Source organism: Arthrobacter sp. ES3-54 (assembly GCF_029504395.1).
Classification (GTDB): Bacteria; Actinomycetota; Actinomycetes; order Actinomycetales; family Micrococcaceae; genus Arthrobacter.
The window spans coordinates 309,412-325,900 of record NZ_JAQFIF010000001.1 but is presented as its reverse complement, the minus strand read 5'-3'; the positions used below and the strand labels follow the sequence as shown (position 1 = coordinate 325,900).

The 16,489-nt window shown below is 64.8% G+C and carries 11 protein-coding genes; 6 read left to right on the top strand and 5 right to left on the bottom strand.

Features of this window, described 5'->3' with window-relative positions; all coding sequences use genetic code 11:
- Positions 1–14: 14 nt before the first annotated feature.
- Positions 15–2,471, top strand: a complete 2,457-nt coding sequence (locus M2428_RS01555; protein WP_277522954.1) for a GH25 family lysozyme — start codon at positions 15–17, stop codon at positions 2,469–2,471.
- 246 nt (positions 2,472–2,717) lie between these two features.
- A complete protein-coding gene (locus tag M2428_RS01550) occupies positions 2,718–5,336 on the top strand; it encodes a GH25 family lysozyme (protein ID WP_277522951.1) in 2,619 nt (872 codons plus the stop codon).
- Positions 5,337–5,467: 131 nt separating this feature from the next.
- Here the strand turns inward: M2428_RS01550 and M2428_RS01545 are convergent, their stop codons facing one another.
- The 4 genes from M2428_RS01545 to M2428_RS01530 all read right to left on the bottom strand — a co-directional run bounded on the left by M2428_RS01545 (position 5,468) and on the right by M2428_RS01530 (position 8,824).
- Positions 5,468–6,613 carry a glycosyltransferase family 1 protein gene (locus M2428_RS01545; protein ID WP_277522950.1) on the bottom strand — a complete coding sequence of 382 codons (1,146 nt, stop codon included), beginning with the start codon at positions 6,611–6,613 and terminating at the stop codon, positions 5,468–5,470.
- Between the two features lie 81 nt (positions 6,614–6,694).
- Positions 6,695–7,786: an acyltransferase family protein gene (locus M2428_RS01540; protein ID WP_277522948.1), complete on the bottom strand. Its 1,092-nt coding sequence runs from the start codon at positions 7,784–7,786 to the stop codon at positions 6,695–6,697.
- Entirely contained in the window at positions 7,783–8,181 is a 399-nt protein-coding gene (locus tag M2428_RS01535) for a DUF2304 domain-containing protein (protein ID WP_277522945.1), read from the bottom strand. Before M2428_RS01535 ends, M2428_RS01540 begins: the two co-directional genes overlap by 4 nt.
- Before the next feature lie 4 nt (positions 8,182–8,185).
- Entirely contained in the window at positions 8,186–8,824 is a 639-nt protein-coding gene (locus M2428_RS01530) for a glycosyltransferase family 2 protein (RefSeq protein ID WP_277522943.1), read from the bottom strand.
- Positions 8,825–8,985: 161 nt separating this feature from the next.
- Between M2428_RS01530 and M2428_RS01525 the strand changes: the two genes are divergently transcribed.
- Entirely contained in the window at positions 8,986–10,824 is a 1,839-nt protein-coding gene (locus M2428_RS01525) for an ABC transporter ATP-binding protein (RefSeq protein WP_277522941.1), read from the top strand.
- Between the two features lie 74 nt (positions 10,825–10,898).
- On the opposite strand, the gene M2428_RS01520 is transcribed toward M2428_RS01525, so the two are convergent.
- Positions 10,899–11,897: a glycosyltransferase gene (locus tag M2428_RS01520; RefSeq protein WP_277522940.1), complete on the bottom strand. Its 999-nt coding sequence runs from the start codon at positions 11,895–11,897 to the stop codon at positions 10,899–10,901.
- Between the two features lie 141 nt (positions 11,898–12,038).
- Here M2428_RS01520 and M2428_RS01515 point away from each other — a divergent pair, with 141 nt between their 5' ends.
- The 3 genes from M2428_RS01515 to wecB all read left to right on the top strand — a co-directional run bounded on the left by M2428_RS01515 (position 12,039) and on the right by wecB (position 16,457).
- A complete protein-coding gene (locus M2428_RS01515; protein ID WP_277522938.1) occupies positions 12,039–13,184 on the top strand; it encodes a glycosyltransferase family A protein in 1,146 nt (381 codons plus the stop codon).
- 109 nt (positions 13,185–13,293) lie between these two features.
- Complete coding sequence (locus M2428_RS01510; protein WP_277522937.1) at positions 13,294–15,300, top strand: DUF6541 family protein; 2,007 nt, start codon at positions 13,294–13,296, stop codon at positions 15,298–15,300.
- A gap of 80 nt (positions 15,301–15,380) precedes the next feature.
- Positions 15,381–16,457: a UDP-N-acetylglucosamine 2-epimerase (non-hydrolyzing) gene (wecB, locus tag M2428_RS01505; RefSeq protein ID WP_277522935.1), complete on the top strand. Its 1,077-nt coding sequence runs from the start codon at positions 15,381–15,383 to the stop codon at positions 16,455–16,457.
- Positions 16,458–16,489: the final 32 nt, after the last annotated feature.

The following is a 16,489-nucleotide window of genomic DNA, read 5'->3' as shown; positions in this document are numbered from 1 at the left end:
TTCCGGAGCAGACCATGAAGCGAACCCACCTTCCCCACAGCAATGATTTCGGCAGACTTGCCGGGAGCGCATTGTTGCTCGTTTCGCTGTTGGCTGGTCCCGGACTGGCAGCGCCCTCCACAGCCGCCGAGCCACCGAGCCCAACAGTCGCGACGCCGACGTCGGCCACTACTTCAACGCCCACGCCAACACCCGCTGCGACAGCCGCAGCGACGCCGAAGGTGAAGGTGACGCCGACGGCGACGGCGACCGCCCCGGCAACGACGCTGACGACTCCCGCTCCCGCACCGACCACCACTGCCCCGACTCCGGATCCGTCCCCACGCACCGGTACACCCGATAACGCCGCAATGGCCGCGGCGATCGGCGCGGGCGGCGCCGAGATGGGACAGCGATCGGCCCGCGTGACGGGGACAGCTGCCGCAGGTCCCGGCACTGCCAGCAAGTCCCTGACCACCGAGGCTCTGGCAACGGAAGGCACCTGGAAGCCGACGTTCGGCATCCAGGGTCTTGATGTCAGCGGCCATCAACCCTCGATCGACTGGCAGCAGCAGTGGGACATGGGGGCTCGTTTCGCCTATGTCAAGGCTACAGAAGGCAACTACTACTCAAGCGAGACCTTCGCCTCCCAGTATCAAGGTTCCCGCAGTATTGGGATGGTCCGCGGCGCCTACCACTTCGCGATTCCGAATTGGTCCTCAGGGGCCGACCAAGCACGCTACTTCGTTAAGAATGGTGGCGGATGGAGTGCTGACGGTTACACACTGCCACCGGTGCTCGATTTTGAATTCAACCCCTATGCCGGCCGGACCATCAATGGCTTCTTCTTTGGAAACAGCTGCTATGACATGTCTCCTGCCCAGCTAACATCCTGGGTGCGGGACTTTGGGAACACCATGCGTGCGCTGACGGGACGCTTGCCCGTGATTTACACCAACACATCATGGTGGAAGCAGTGCACGGCGGATGCACCGGGGTTCGGGGACTACCCGCTATGGGTGGCCTCCTACCCGTTGGCTCCAACGAACAACGTCGGACCCATACCCTCAAGCTGGAGCAACTTCAGCATCTGGCAGTACAGCAGCACGGGGCCTTTTGCAGGTGACTCGAATGTTTGGAACGGAGACTACGCCGGCCTGAAGCGTTACGCGACTGGATACGGCGTCACCGGAGGAATCGCGTCCGCATGGGCTACAGCTGGGAGCGGTGGCGGGAAACTCGGGTACCCAACAAGCAACGAGATCTGCGGCCTGACCGGCGGCGGCTGCTACCAGCGCTTCCAGGGCGGCACCATCCACTGGTCGCCGGCCACCGGTGCCTCCGCCACCTGGGGCGCCATCGGCGCGACTTGGGGGACCCTGGGCTACGAAAACGGCAAGCTCGGCTACCCGGTCACCAACGAGATCTGCGGCCTCACCGGCGGCGGCTGCTACCAGCGCTTCCAGGGCGGGACCATCCACTACTCCCCCGGCACCGGCGCACGCGCCACCGGGGGCGCCATCCGTGCGACCTGGGGCACCTTGGGCTACGAAAACGGCAAACTCGGCTACCCCGTCACGAACGAGATCTGCGGCCTGACCGGCGGCGGCTGCTACCAGCGCTTCCAGGGCGGCACCATCCACTGGTCGCCGGCCACCGGCGCGTCCGCCACCTGGGGCGCCATCCGTGCCACCTGGGCAGGCCTGGGCTCCGAGAAAAGCAAACTCGGCTACCCGACGGGCAAGGAAACCTGCGGCCTGACCGGCGGCGGCTGCTACCAGCGCTTCCAGGGCGGCACCATCCACTGGTCGCCCGCTTCCGGCGCCTTCGCGACCTGGGGTGGCATCCGTGCGACCTGGGCCAGCCTGGGCTCCGAGAAAGGCAAGCTCGGCTATCCGACGGGCAAGGAGACCTGCGGCCTGACCGGCGGCGGCTGCTACCAGACGTTCCGGGGCGGCACCATGCACTGGTCGCCCGCCACCGGTGCCCGCGCCACCTGGGGCGGAATCCGTGTCACCTGGGGCGCCCTGGGCTACGAAAAAGGCAAACTCGGCTACCCCGTCTCTAACGAGATCTGCGGCCTGACCGGGGGCGGCTGTTACCAGACGTTCCGGGGCGGCACCATCCACTGGTCGCCCGCCACCGGTGCCCGCGCCACCTGGGGCGGCATCCGTGCCGCCTGGGGAGCCCTGGGCTACGAAAAAGGCAAACTAGGCTACCCCGTCACCAACGAGATCTGCGGCCTGACCGGCGGCGGTTGCTACCAAGGCTTCCAGGGCGGCACCATCCACTGGTCTCCCACCACCGGCGCCCACGCCACCTGGGGCGCCATCCGTGCCGCCTGGGGAGCCCTGGGCTACGAAAAAGGTAAACTCGGCTACCCCGTCACCAACGAGATCTGCGGGCTCGCTAACGGCGGGTGCGCGCAAAATTTCCACGGCGGCACCATTAGCCGCACAGACGCGGCGGGCACAAAAGTCTCCTACAAGTGAATCTGTCCCAGAAGCCAGGTGCCACCGGGCGAAAGCCGCCGGAGCCGGCCACCGACGGCTGATTCCCACACGCCACTTTCAGATCAGAGACACCACCGGTCACTCTGGTATCACAGTCGAACCGGTGCTATCGTTTCGGCGTCAGGACCCAGCGAATTGACTAATCGGCTTCCGACTCGCGGATGTCCGGTCATGGTGAACTAGGCAGCGTGTTTTCCGGAGCACGTTAGCGCTCCGGAGAGACACATGAAGCCGAACACGACCCTGTCAATACGACGCACTTCGCGGCTCAAGACCGTGGCGGTCGTGGTGGTCACCGCGGTTGCGGCGCTCGGCCTCCCGGCGCAGGCCTGGGCTCTGGAACCGGGGCCTTCGGTTTCACCGACTGCCACGGCCTCCGTGCCCGCAGGCCAAAAACCCACAGCCAGCAGTGTGGCGACGGCTGAATCCACGCCGACACCCAGCCCGGTCCCGACGCCGGCGGCGACGCCGGCAGCAACGGGCACCGCCCCGGGAACCATTGACATGAAGGCGCTCAACGACGCCATTGGAGCAAACGGCGCGTACATGGGCCAGGGTCTGAAATCCCAGCTGGCCGGCTCCCCCCGGTCCGCCGCTCCTTCAGCTGTCGCGGAGTCCCTGCAGATCGAAAGCACCTGGCGGGCCCCCGGCATTCAAGGCCTGGACGTGAGCGGCTACCAGCCAACGGTGAATTGGCCGGCCCAGTACTCCATGGGCGCCCGTTTCGCGTACGTGAAAGCCTCCGAAGGCCTCACCTACCGCAGCCCCGCGTTTGCTTCCCAGTACTCCGGTGCCCTGAACGCCGGCCTCATCCGCGGCGCCTATCACTTCGCGCTTCCCAGCATCTCCACCGGCGCGGCGCAGGCAGACTACTTCGTCAACAGCGGCGGCGGCTGGAGCCCCGACGGGAAAACCCTGCCGCCGCTGCTGGATATCGAATACAACCCGTACAGCACTCTCGGCAACACCTGCTACAACATGAGCGCCGCCGCCATGGTCGGCTGGCTCAAGGACTTCTCCAACCGCATGCTGTCCCGAACCGGCCGCCTGCCCATGATCTACACCACCGCGGGCTGGTGGTCCCAGTGCACCGGCAACTCCGGCGCCTTCGGCAACCAGCCGCTTCACCTGGCGCGCTACTCGACGTACATCGGCAATCTGCCGAACGGGTGGGGAACCTACAGCGTCTGGCAGTACAGCAGCACGGGCCCCTTCGCCGGCGACTCCAACGCCTGGAACGGCACCTACGCCAACTTGCAAAAATTCGCCTCCACCGCTGACGGGGCCGTCCTGAAGCCCTCGGTCATGTCAACCGGCGACCTCGTGGCCGCCGATGCCAGCGGCGCCCTGTGGGACTACCCGGCCACCGGCACAGGCAGTTTTGGTGCCCGGAAGAAGATCGGCCAGGGGTGGACGGGACTACGGTCGATCAACGTGATCGACTGGAACGCCGACGGGGTCCTCGACGTGGTCGCTCAGTGGACATCGGGCCGAGTCAACGTCTACCTCGGTGTCGCTGCCGGCGGCTTCTCGGCAGGACCCGTGCTGGCGGCCTCCGGTTGGGGCGGCTACCAGCTCACCATCGGCTACTGGCTGAGCAACAGTTACTTCCCTCAAGTCCTCACCCGGGACAACGCCGGCAACCTCGCCATCTGGCGCAACAGCTCCGGCGGAGGCGTCGCCGCGGGGAGCAAGATCAGCGGCGGCTGGAGCAACCTGAATCTAACCATGGTCGACTTTGACGGCGACGGCAACCAGGACATCCTCGCCCAAGACTCCGCCGGGACCATGCGCCAATATCGCTCGAACGGAGCAGGTTCCTTTATCGCTGAAGCGCGCCGGACTGTCGGGACCTCATGGAACCAGATGACCAGCGTGACGGTTACATTCTCCTTCAAGGGCTACGCGGCGACCGGCATCATGGCCCGCACCCGCGACGGTTATCTTCGGTACTACCCAGTCCCGGGGAACTCCAGCTGGGGCCCCACCACAGCCATCGGATCATCGTGGGGCAGTTACCTGATCGCCGGCGGCGAAAACATCAACAGCCAGACCCCCGCCACCCCGCCAACCCCGGCACCGGCGGGTAGCCCTTCCATTAAGTCCGCGTCCGACATCGTCCGGGTGGACACCGCGGGCAAGCTGTGGGCGCACCCGGCCAACGGAACCGGCGGCTTGAACGCCCCGTACCAGATCGGCACCGGCTGGTCCACAGCTAAGGCCCTCCACGTCCTCGACTGGAACAAGGACGGTGTGCCCGATGTGCTGGCACAGTGGTCCTCGGGTGCCCTGAGCGTGTACTTCGGCGCCAAGACCGGCGGATTCACTGGCCCGGTCACCCTCGCCAGCACTGGCTTCGCCCAGACGACTCTCGTCGCCGGCCGATGGGTGAAAGCGAGCAGCTATCCGGGACTCGTCGGCTACGGATCGGACGGCGTCCTGTACTACTGGGCCAATGTTTCCGGTCGAGCCCTCAGCGCTCCAGTGAAAATCGGGGTGAGCTGGGGTGGCCTGAAGATTGCCATGACCGACTTCGACAGCGACGGTAATCAAGATCTGCTTGCCGTCAATTCACTCGGCGCCATGCGGCTCTACCGCTCCAATGGCCAGAGCGGCTTCATCTCCGAGACGCGAAAGACTGTTGGCTCGTCATGGCAGTATTTCAGGCAGTTTTCCAGTACGGCTGGCTTTGCGGGCGCCGGCTCCAAGGGTGTCATGGCCCTCCTGACGAACGGCCAACTGGCCTACTACCCCATCGTCTCGGGAAGCACGTGGGGCACCCGCACCACAGCAGGAACGCTACCGACGTCGACCGCGGTCTCTATGGCGACATCCGCCTACTAGGGAGACCAATGCCGCCGGCTGCTTGCTTGGCTCTGTGGTGCGAGGAAAGAGGAAGCGGTCCAAGTTGTTTCCCAACTTGGACCGCTTCCTATTTTTGTTTCCCCTGGTTTTATTTCCTCGGGAGCAACGACTCAGGACACCGCGGAATCGGAGGCAGGCAACAAGGCGCGGATCGCTGCTTCCCAGATCCCGAGCTGGGATTCCGCTGCGAGCGGCTTGGCGGCGCTGTCCGCCGCCCGCTTCCACTCCATGATCTGCTCCGGGTTCAGCGACCGGATCGTTGCGGCCAGCGACGCCGGCGAGAAGTCCGGGGTGACGGAGCCAAAGCCGTACTGGTTGACGATTTCCACCATCGACGGTGAGGGTCCCACAATCACGCCCAGGCGCGCCTGAACGGCCTCGAAGAACTTGTTGGGCAGGGCGTTCTCCATGTTGAAATTCGTCGGGGGAAGGAACACCAGCGAGACGTCATATTCGCTCAAGGTCTGAACCAGTTCGGCATAAGGCACTGGGTCGCGGAATTTCACCGCGGGCACGTCGGCCGCTGCCTGCTTCAGCTCGGCAACGTAATCCGGTTCGTTGGGCATCACGATCATGTCCAGCTCAACCCCGGGCGGCGCGCTGCGCATGGCCTCAATGAGGTTCTCCAGCTTCCGGTAGCGCTGCCCCGCAGCACTGTGGATCAGCCTAATCGTCTCGCCGACAGGCCGGGGTGTACCCTCCGCGAAGGGCGCCGCATTGGTGACCACCTCCGCCGCAACCCCGAAGTCCCGGGTGTACTGCGCCGCGATGCCGGGAGCCACCGTGGTGAGAGACCGGGCCCGGGGCAGGTACGTGCGGCAGAGCCACCGCATGTAGGGTGCGACGAACAGGCGCCACTTGAGGTCGTCGTCCTTTTCCTTCGGCGCGAACTCATGGAGATCGGAGTGGACCCCGTACCTCGGTTCCAGTTCCAGCGCCAAAGGCAGCGTGTTCAGATCATTGGCAAGGATGACATCAACGCGAACGCCTGCCAGCAGCTTCCGCGCCTGCTGGACCGCCGACATCTGGTCGTAGGCGCGCTGGTAGCGACGGCCCAGCAGTCCGATCCTGTCCGAAGGCCAGCCGATCGCATCGGACGACAAGGCAAAATGCTCATCCACTCCATCCGGCGCGGCCCCGTAACCGCACGTGATGAGGTGATACTTGCCGCTGAAGAGACCCACCTGCTTGAGCACGCGCGGGTCAGACCGGATCGGCGAGAAGGAAATGATGAGAAGTCGGGGCAAGGCAGTCATGCCTCCATCATTCCAGACCGGGAGGCCACCCCTTCACGGCAGGCTGGGCCCAGCCAGCTCCGCGGGCGTGAATGTCTGCCGCTAAAAAATGTTCCGCAGAAAGGGAATCCGCGCTGCAAGGACGGAGACGGCAAAGCTTACGGCGAGGGTAGCCGAGAAGCTTGCGAAGGCCGCCGCGATCGACCTGCCCTCGAAGACCGCCGGAACGTTGAGTCTGATGACCTCGAAGACCAGCAGGTGCACGAGGAACACGCCAAACGAAGCTCCGGAAAGGGTGACCAGCATCTGCCCGGTCCGGGGTGAAAGCGTGATGCGGCTGAAAATGGACTTGGCCGAGAGGAATACCGCCGCGGCCAACATCATGACGGACAGCGAGAGGTAGCTGACCGGAGACACCACGTTCAGCAGCCCTGCCTGCGCCTGGTGTCCGTACTGCCACAGACAGAGTGCAGCCAAACCCATTGCGACCACGACGCCGGCGAAAAGGGACCGGCCATTGAGCTTGACGTCCCGCAGCGCGCGGCCAGCCACGAAATAGCCAACATAGGGCAGCCAGTGGGTGAAGATGTTCAGGCTGATCGGCCTGGCGAAGCCCAGAGAGGCCGCGATTCCTGGAGCCATGAAAGCCAGCGCGGTGGCGGCCAACAGGACGGCAGCAAGGGCCTGCGCCCGCCGCGGGCCCCCGCCCTGCAGGAACGCCGTGATGAGCGGAGCAACCAAGTAAAGGCCGAGAATCAGCCACAGGAAATACAGCTGGGTAAACACGGAGCCGTCAAAGAGCAACTGGGCCACCCTGGCCGGCGCCAGGTCTTCCCCGCGCATCAGCCAGCGGACTCCAACCAGATAGATCAAGTGCCACGCGATAAGTGCCGGCAGGAGCCGCACCGCCCGTTTGCGGTAAAACGATCGTGGCGCAAGGACCCGGTTTTCGGGTGCCAGCAGGAGTGCGCCAGAGATCATCACGAAAACGGGCACGACCCAGATGAACGGGATGTCCAGGCCCGCCCCCAGCCACCAGTTGCGGGACCCCCGTTCGGAGTGCCCCACAACGTACCCGAAGAGGTGGATCGCTACGACGCCACAAATACTGAGAATTCTCAGGATGTCCAGAGAATAGTCGCGGGTCGAAGCGACCGCCGCGCTATCTTCCGGGCGTGACCTGAGAACCGTCACTCGGTCTCCCGCATCCGTTCCGAGAACAAGGTCGACGTGGACTGCGGGGCGTCCCTGAGCCAGGGGCGGGGGGTTTCGTCAATGGCGATCCGCCGGGAAAGTTGGGTGAGCGTTGTCTCCATGTGCCGGAAGCGCTGGTAAGTCGTGGCCATGAAAACCATGAAGCTGACGATCAGCCCGTAGAGGACTAGATCTGTGCCACGGCCAATGCCCAGGGAACGGGCGAGCATGGTCAGCAGCTCCGGGAAGAAAATCGACAACGCGGCCACGACCGCGAAAATCACCAGCATGATCCGGCGGATGGCCAGGTGCCGGGCATTTGAACCACCCCGCATGAGCGCGAGGGAGACGACAATGACGGCCAGTACGAGAACGATTTGGACTATGATCTGCAATTTCTCACCTAAACAGAAGGTCAGCGATGATGTTGACGGAGTTCAGCAAGGACTGGCCTTTTGCCTTTGAGTAATCGGTGTAGATGATCTCGACAGGGTGCTCCACCCAGCGCGGGCTGATCTCAGACACCTGGTGGATCAACTCCGAGGCGTGCGCCATCCTGTTCTGGGTGAGATGAATCTGGCGGGCGACCTCCGGCCCAATGGCGCGCAGCCCGTTGTGGGCGTCGGTCAGCGCCATTCCGGTCGCCAGTCGGGACTGGATCGCCGCGGTCCGCAGCACTAGGCGCTTTGCCGGGGAAAGTTTCGTCCGCCCGTCGAGGAACCGTGAGCCCAGAACCAGGTCAGCTTCGCCTGTCCGCACACGGTCAACCATTGCCTTGGCGTCCTCAACCCGGTGCTGACCGTCGGCGTCGAACGTTACGATGCAGTCAAGTTCAGGATCCTGCAGCGCATACTCGAAGCCTGTCTGGAGTGCGGCACCCTGGCCCAGGTTGACCGGGTGCTGGACGACGACCGCGCCGGCCTGCATGGCCACATCCTGCGAGCCATCGCTGCTTCCGTCATCGACGCACACGACGTTCGGAAACTCTTTGCGGATTCCGTCGATAACCCCGCCAACGACGGAGGCCTCGTTGTACATAGGTATGACTATCCAAGTGCGACTCACCCATCAAGTATTCCACAGTCGCCACCGCCGACTTGGGCGTCTCGGCGTTCCGCCCACCGGCGCCGGTCACAGGAGCCCAGACAGGACCCCGCGTAGTATGGAAAGGATTCTTCCCCGCCGCTTTGGAGTATTCCTTGAAACAACTGCGCCGCACGATGCGCGAGCTGCTGCCTCTTCTGCCCGATAACGCCAGGCGGTTCCTTACCCTCTTCGGCGTGCTCTCGGCGGTCCTTTCGCTCCTCGATTCGGCGGCGCTGGGCGTCTTTGCTTTGGTCCTGAACCAAATTCTCAAGGGCGGGACTATGACCCTGCCGGTTATTGGAACCGTCACCCAGGAGTTGAGTCTCGTGATTCTCGTCTCCTCGGCCTTGGTCATGATCCTGAAATCCGTGCTCAGCATCTGGCTTCAGTGGGTGTCCACCCGCAGGTTTGCCGACTATGAACTTGAGATTGGCTCCATTCTGTTCCAGAGCTACATCCGTGCTCCGTGGACGGAGCGGATGAAGCGGTCCACCACCGAGCTTGTCCGGATGATCGACGTCGGAATCGCCAACACCGTATCGGGTGTGCTGTTCCCGGCTGTCACGCTGCCGGCCCAAGCGCTGACTTTCGCATCGGTCCTCGTGGTGCTGGTGGCTGCATCCTGGCAGACCGCTTTGTCCACTGTCCTTTATCTCGGGATCATCGCGGCGTTCCTTTACTTGTGGCTCTCAAAGAAGTCGTATGAGGCAGGAAAGGTGAACCGCGACGCCGCACAGCGCATGTCCACCCTGGTGTCTGAAATGCTCGGGGCCCTCAAGGAAATCACTCTCCGCGACAAGGCGGAAGAAGTAGGCGGCATCGTTCTGCACAGCCGGGAACGTGCCGCCCGCTCACGGTCGAATATTAGGTTCATCAGCTCGGTCCCCAAGTTTGTGATCGACATGGCCCTGATCGGCGGCTTCCTGCTGATTGGTGCGGTGGGCTACATGATCGGCGGCATGGAAACTGCGATGTCATCGGTCGCGATCTTCGGCCTGGCTGGCTTCAAGCTGGTGCCGGCACTGACCACGGTCCAAGGGCAGATAACCCTGATCCAGTCGACTCTTCCCTACACCGAGATTGTGATGCGGGACATCAAGGAAGCGGCCGTCTTCCGGGAAAACGCCGAGAAGCTCGGGAAAACCCCCATCACCAGCGAGCCGAAAATGCTTGAACTGAAGGACGTTGAATTCACCTATCCGGGGGCAGAGGGTCCGGCGGTCACCAATATCAGCCTCAGGCTGCCCATCGGCTCGTCTGTGGGAATCGTGGGTCAATCGGGGGCTGGCAAGTCCACCCTTATCGATATCTTCCTGGGGTTGTTGACCCCGTCGAAAGGCACCATGACCCTCGACGGCGTACCGCTCGAGGATGTGCTGGCCGATTGGCGCAAGCGTGTGGGCTATGTGCCCCAGGACGTGGCGATCTTCGACGGCACAGTCGCCCAGAATGTGGCCCTGAGCTGGGGCGGCGACATTGACGAGGACAAAGTCCGAAGCGCGCTGGAACGCGCCCAACTCCTCGACACCGTCAATACCCGCGCGGGCGGAATCAATGGCCGGGTCGGCGAGCGCGGCCTGGCCCTGTCCGGCGGGCAACGCCAGCGTCTGGGCATCGCACGTGCCCTGTACATGGACCCCCTGATCCTGGTGCTCGACGAGGCCACCAGTGCGCTGGACACGTCCACGGAAGCTGCAGTCGCGAATGCGATCAGCGAACTGCACGGGGAGATCACGGTAATCTCCGTGGCTCACCGTCTCTCCACGATCCGGCACAATGACCAGATCTGCTTCATGAAGGACGGAACTATCGTGTCGCAGGGAATTTTCGACGAGGTCATCCGCATCAATCCGGACTTCGCCCAGCAGGCTGCTCTCGCGGGTCTTCACACCCTGGACGGCGGCGCCCCCGCCGCAGGTGAGGCGGCGCGCCCGGAGGCACGCGCGCTGTAGGCATCCCCGGGCCCGCATTCCCCCGGCGGCTCGTTCGCCACTGGCTGGCGGCCGGTTTCCTGCCGGGCAGTTCCCTACCGGGCAGCGATCCCCCGGTACAGATCTTCCAGACGGTCCACGTACGCCGCCGCGTCGTATCGGGGCAGCGCCCACGTTGACCCGCCCAGCGTGCGCGCGGCAGCCTGCGGGTCCTGGAGCGCTTCGAGGACCTGCGCCACCACTTCGTCCTCCGTTCCCTCCAGAACCGGGGGCGTCGAGCCGTCGTCCGGCCGCGCCAGACGCGTCCCGAGGGCAGCCAGCGGCACGCCCATGCACAGGGCTTCGAACTCGCTGGTGGCAAAATTGTTGGTGGCCTGACCGACGCCGACATGGGCGCCGGACATGACGCGGTGGTATTCCGGTTGCGACATGCGCTCCAGCAACGTCACGCCGGCCTCAGCCGCCCGCCCGGCCCCGGGCCCCCAGTTCAGTCCGAGTATCCGCACCTCCTGACCGGCTGCGCTGCGGAGCCGGCGAGCCAGGCTCAACTGCCGTTCCACCCCCTTGTCCTCGTCCCAGCGCGAGACAAAGAGAATGGTCGGCCGGGCGTCAGGCCGCCAGGCGGGGAGGCTGGCAGCGTCAACCAGAGCAGGCAGGAATTCGGCGTCCGGCCGCGCCGCCAAGGCGTTTTCGGCGGTGTCATTGTTCGCGTAGAAGACGTGCGCGGCACCGTCGATGGCACGCTGGATCTCATCGTGGAAGGCAGGATCGGTCCACTGTTTGCGAATGTCGGTGCCGTGCAGGGTCAGGGCGTAGGGACGCCTCGGCATGCCCCGTTCCCGGAGCAACCGCGCGCTGGTGGCGTAGTGGACATGGACGACGTCCGCCTTCAATAATTTTGCGGCCCTTCGGGCGACATACGGAACAAAGCGCGCCCGGGCCAGGACCGGGTTTGCCGGCGCAGGTGTCAGGGGGCGCACGAGTTCGGGCGGCAAATAGTCCCACGTCTTGCCTGCCCGGCCAGCCGCCCGGACCATGGTCCGGGCCACGAAAGCGCAGTCGTTGAATTGAAGGACACGAGGATCGGCGCTCATCCCTGCAGCCTTGCTACTACGGCTGCGGGGGACGTCCCGTGGAGACATGAGCCACCGCGGACGGAATCCCGAGTTTCGTTTTGCACCCAGTAAGGTTATCGCGGGACTCCCCAAATAACCTCGTTCAGGAGTGCTTAGTCCATGCGCCAAAGCATCGAAGTCGTCATCCCGGTCCATGATCCCGCGCGGCCGGTAGCGCGCGGGATAGCGTCCGTCACTGAGCAGCGCACCGCGCTGGCCACCCGCGGCGTCGACCTGCACGTGACGGTGGTGCTGCACAACCTTCCAGCGGACAGCCTGACCCAGCCCGGGTTCCCTTCCGGCCTCGCCGGTGTCACCTATCTCTCCCACACCGACGGCGTGGCGTCACCGGCCGGCCCCCGCAACTACGCCCTGGGCCGCAGCAGTGCGACCTACCTGAGCTTCCTTGACTCGGACGACTACCTGGAACCCGGCTCGTTGCTGTCGTGGTGGCAAGTGGCCGAGAAGCATGCTGCCGCGGCGGTGATCGCACCGTTAAGGACGCCGTCGGGCATCATTCTCCCGTCCCCACGAATTCGACCGTCAAAGCCCCGGGTCCTCCACCCCCTCCGGGACGGCCTGGCGTACCGCAGTGTGCCCTACGGACTGTTGCGCCGGGAGAACCTGCTCGCTCTGGGGTTTGGCTACACCGAAGGCATCCTGACCGGCGAAGACATCGAGCCGACGCTGCGGCTGTGGTTCCGTTCCGGTCCCATCTGCTATCCGTACGGCGCGACTGCGTACCGTCAGACGGATGACTCCGGACCGGCCCGCGTGACCAGCTCAATCCGGCCGCTATGGCAGGAGTTCGCGTGGCTGGAACACCTGCTTGACACGGACTGGCTGCGGCAGGCGTCGACGCAGGAAAGGCGCGCCATCGCGCACAAGGTTCTGAGGGTGCACGGCATCGGGGCCCTGCTCAGACGCGCTGACGCCCCCGACTCCCCCGGCCATGCCCCGCTGTGGGATCCCGAGGAGAGCCTGTACTGGCGCGGCGTGGCCGGCAGGGTCCTGGCTCTTGCCGGCGGTTCCATTCCAAGTATCAGCCGCCGTGACGCCGAACTCATCGGGGCCGCGGGAACGGCCGGGGAGCTTCGGCAGCTGCACGCCCTGGTCGCAAAGTACCGGGGGTCTGGACGCCGGGGGGCATTGCTCACCCCACGGCTGCAGGATTCACTGTCCCGCGACTCGACGCTCCGCCACTACCTCAACGAAAGACTGCGGGCGGCGGCCGGCGTTTTCACGGCACCGCCCGAAGCACCTTGATAACGGAGCCCGCGCCACCATCGTGGCTGCTGCTGGAGGCTCCCCGGCGCAAGATCATCAGCCTGGCTTGCTAGACTCGAGTCGATAATTCGGACGAGCAGGAGCATTAATGAACTGGTGGCAGGCGTTTCCCGCTATCGCCGTGGCCGCACTCTTGATGTTTCTCCCCGGTTTGGTGCTCGCGAGGGCACTGGGCGCCAAGGGCTTCGCCTCCGCGGCAATGTCCCCGTTGGCTTCCTGCGGACTCATCGGGCTCGCGGGCGTGGTGGGAGGACTGTTCCGGCTGGGCTGGGGACTTTTCAGCTATCTGCTCGTGACAGCCATCTGCACCGGCGTGGCATTCCTGCTACGGCGATTCCTTAGTGGACGGGTTTCCCCTGTCGCCCCAGCCTCGGTGGCGCCCGCCGTCCAATGGGCGGCAATCCTGGGCGGTATGGTGGCGGGCTCCGCCCTCATATTCAACCGCCTGCTGCCGGCCATCGGCCAGCCCGGAAACTTCGCCCAGGTGTACGACAACATGTTTCACCTCAATGCCATCCGGTACATCCTCGAAACCGGCAACGCCTCGTCACTGACGCTGGGCCGGATGCTCAGCCCGGATTCAGGGATTGCCATCTACCCGTCCGTGTGGCATTCGCTGGCGGCGCTCGTTGCCCAGCTGACCAACAACGACGTCTTTGTCAGCGAGAACGCGGTGGTGGTGGCTGTGAGCGCACTCCTGTGGCCCTTCGCCTGCATCATGCTGGTCCGTGGCATCGTCGGGCCCCGCGTCCTGCCGCTGGTGGTTGCCGGTGCCCTGAGCGGCGGTTTCTGGATGTTCCCCTTCCAGTTGCTGCAGTGGGGCCCGCTCTACCCCAACACCCTTGCCTACAGCTTGCTGCCCCTGGCGCTGCTCGTCCTTGTGGGGCTGTTCAGGGTCGGGCGCGAAAGATTCCTGGACGACGTCAGCCTCTGGTCCTTCCTGGTGGGCGCGGTTGCGGCGCTGTTCCTTTCGCAGCCCAACGGTGTCACGGCACTCTTGGCGTTCTCCGTTCCGCTTATTGCCACCGCGTGGTTCTCCCAGATGCGTGCCCGCATCCGCGCCAAGGCCGGCAAGAGGTCCATCGCGCTCACAGTCCTTTGGGGTGTGGCCTCGGCGGCGGCCTTCCTCGTCGTCTGGCAGGCGTTGCTCCTGGACTTTGACAGCTGGAAACCGAGCCGGACCCTGGAGCAGGCTGTGGGCGACGTCGCCACGGGCACACTCCTGGGCGGCGGCGAGACAATGGTCGCCTCGGTGGCGGCCCTGATGGGCATCATCACCATCATCTGGCGGCGGCGAGGTGGCTGGATTATTGCCTGCGCACTCATTGCCGCTGCCCTCTACGTCGTCGCCGTCGTCATGTATCAGGGCCGCTTCCGGCACTTCACGATCGGCAGCTGGTACCAGGACCCGTACCGGCTGGCGGCCTTGGTGCCGTTGTTCATGATTGTCCTTGCCAGCGTGGGCGCGGACGGCCTCGTGTCCGCGGTCAGGGGATGGCTTCGCCGCATCGCCGCGAAACGCTCCGCCGACCGGCGGCCCGGCCTCCCTGAATTCAGGGGATCTGGGCCCCTGTACGCCGTCGCAGCAGCCGCGATCCTTGCGCTCGCACTCTCCACCCTGGTGGATCGCGTCCACAGCCCCGGACTGGCCGCAATATCCACCAAGATCAAGAACTCGTATTCCTTTGTCCCGGGGTGGGCGGTATCCAGTGATGAATTCGCGCTGATGTCCCGGCTCGAGTCGACCGTTCCGAAGGACGCCGTTATCGGCGTCAACCCGTTCAACGGTGGACCGCTGGCCTACGCCATTTCTGGCCGCCACGTCACCCAATACCATATTTCGCCGGGGCCCGACGCCGATCTTCGTAAGATTGCGATGGACCTAACGACGTCGCAAAAGGGAGCTGAAACCTGCCAGCTCGCGGAGAAAGAGCATGTCCGCTACATTCTCGACTTCGGCCGCTTCTACATCCTCAACTTCGTGGAGGCTCAGGCCTACCCCGCGTTCGACAACGTGCTGGCGACCCCGGGCGCCAAGGTCGAACTCGTGGACCACCAGGGCGCGGCCAAGCTGTACAAGGTCAACGCCTGCTGAGCATGCAGTGCCCGGTCTCCACCGGTGCGCTGGATCACAGCCCGCCGTGGCCGGGCACCGCCATCGCCTAAGCTGGGAGCATGCGTATTCTCAGCGTCGTCGGCGCAAGACCACAGTTTGTAAAGCTCGCACCGATCGCGTCAGCCATCTCCGGCCGGGCCGAGCACCTGATTGCCCACACCGGCCAGCACTACGACGAACTCATGAGCGATGTCTTCTTCCGTGACCTGGGTATCCCAGCGCCCGACTTCAACCTCGGCGTGGGGTCCGGCAAGCACGGCGCACAGACCGGGGCGATGCTGGGAGGCCTCGAGGAGATCCTGGAAGAGGCAAAACCAGACTGCGTGCTGGTGTACGGCGACACGAATTCCACCCTGGCCGCTGCGATAGCCTCGGTCAAGATGCACATACCGCTGGCCCATCTTGAGGCGGGGCTGCGTTCCTTTAACCGGCGCATGCCCGAAGAACACAACCGCGTCCTGACCGACCACGCCGCCGACCTGCTGCTGGCCCCCACCCACGTTGCCGTCGACCACCTGGCCAACGAGGGCCTCGCCGCCAAGACGGTCCTCGTCGGCGACGTCATGACCGACGTCCTGTACCAGGTCCGCGCCCTCCTGGAGAGCCGGAAGGAACCGCTGCCCCTCGACGTGTCCCCGCAGGGATACTACGTCAGCACGATCCACCGGCCGGACAATACGGACTCGCCGTCCCGCCTCGGGTCCATCCTTGCGTCCCTGGCCTCCCTGGACCGTCCTGTCCTGCTTCTCGCCCATCCGCGCCTGGTCAGTTTCGCAGACCGTCACGGACTGACGCTGGAGCAGGGAAGCATCCGGGTATGCCCGCCGCTGGCCTATCCGCAACTGGTCAACGCCGTCCTCAATAGTGCAGGCGTCATCACCGACTCGGGAGGCCTGCAGAAGGAGGCCTTCCTGCTGCGGGTGCCGTGCACGACGATCCGTCCCGAGACGGAGTGGGTTGAGACCCTCGAATCGCGGTGGAACGTCCTGGTGAGCGAGGACCTCTCCATCCTGGCCGACACCGTTAAGCGGCCCGCCCCGGAACCCACGGACGCGGCCCCGTACGGCGACGGGCACGCAGCCGAGAAGATCGTGGACGCGCTCCTGAACTTCAACGCGGAGTCCGGCAGAAAGTAAGAGGCGCAGGCGCCTACGCGGGGCGGGAACGG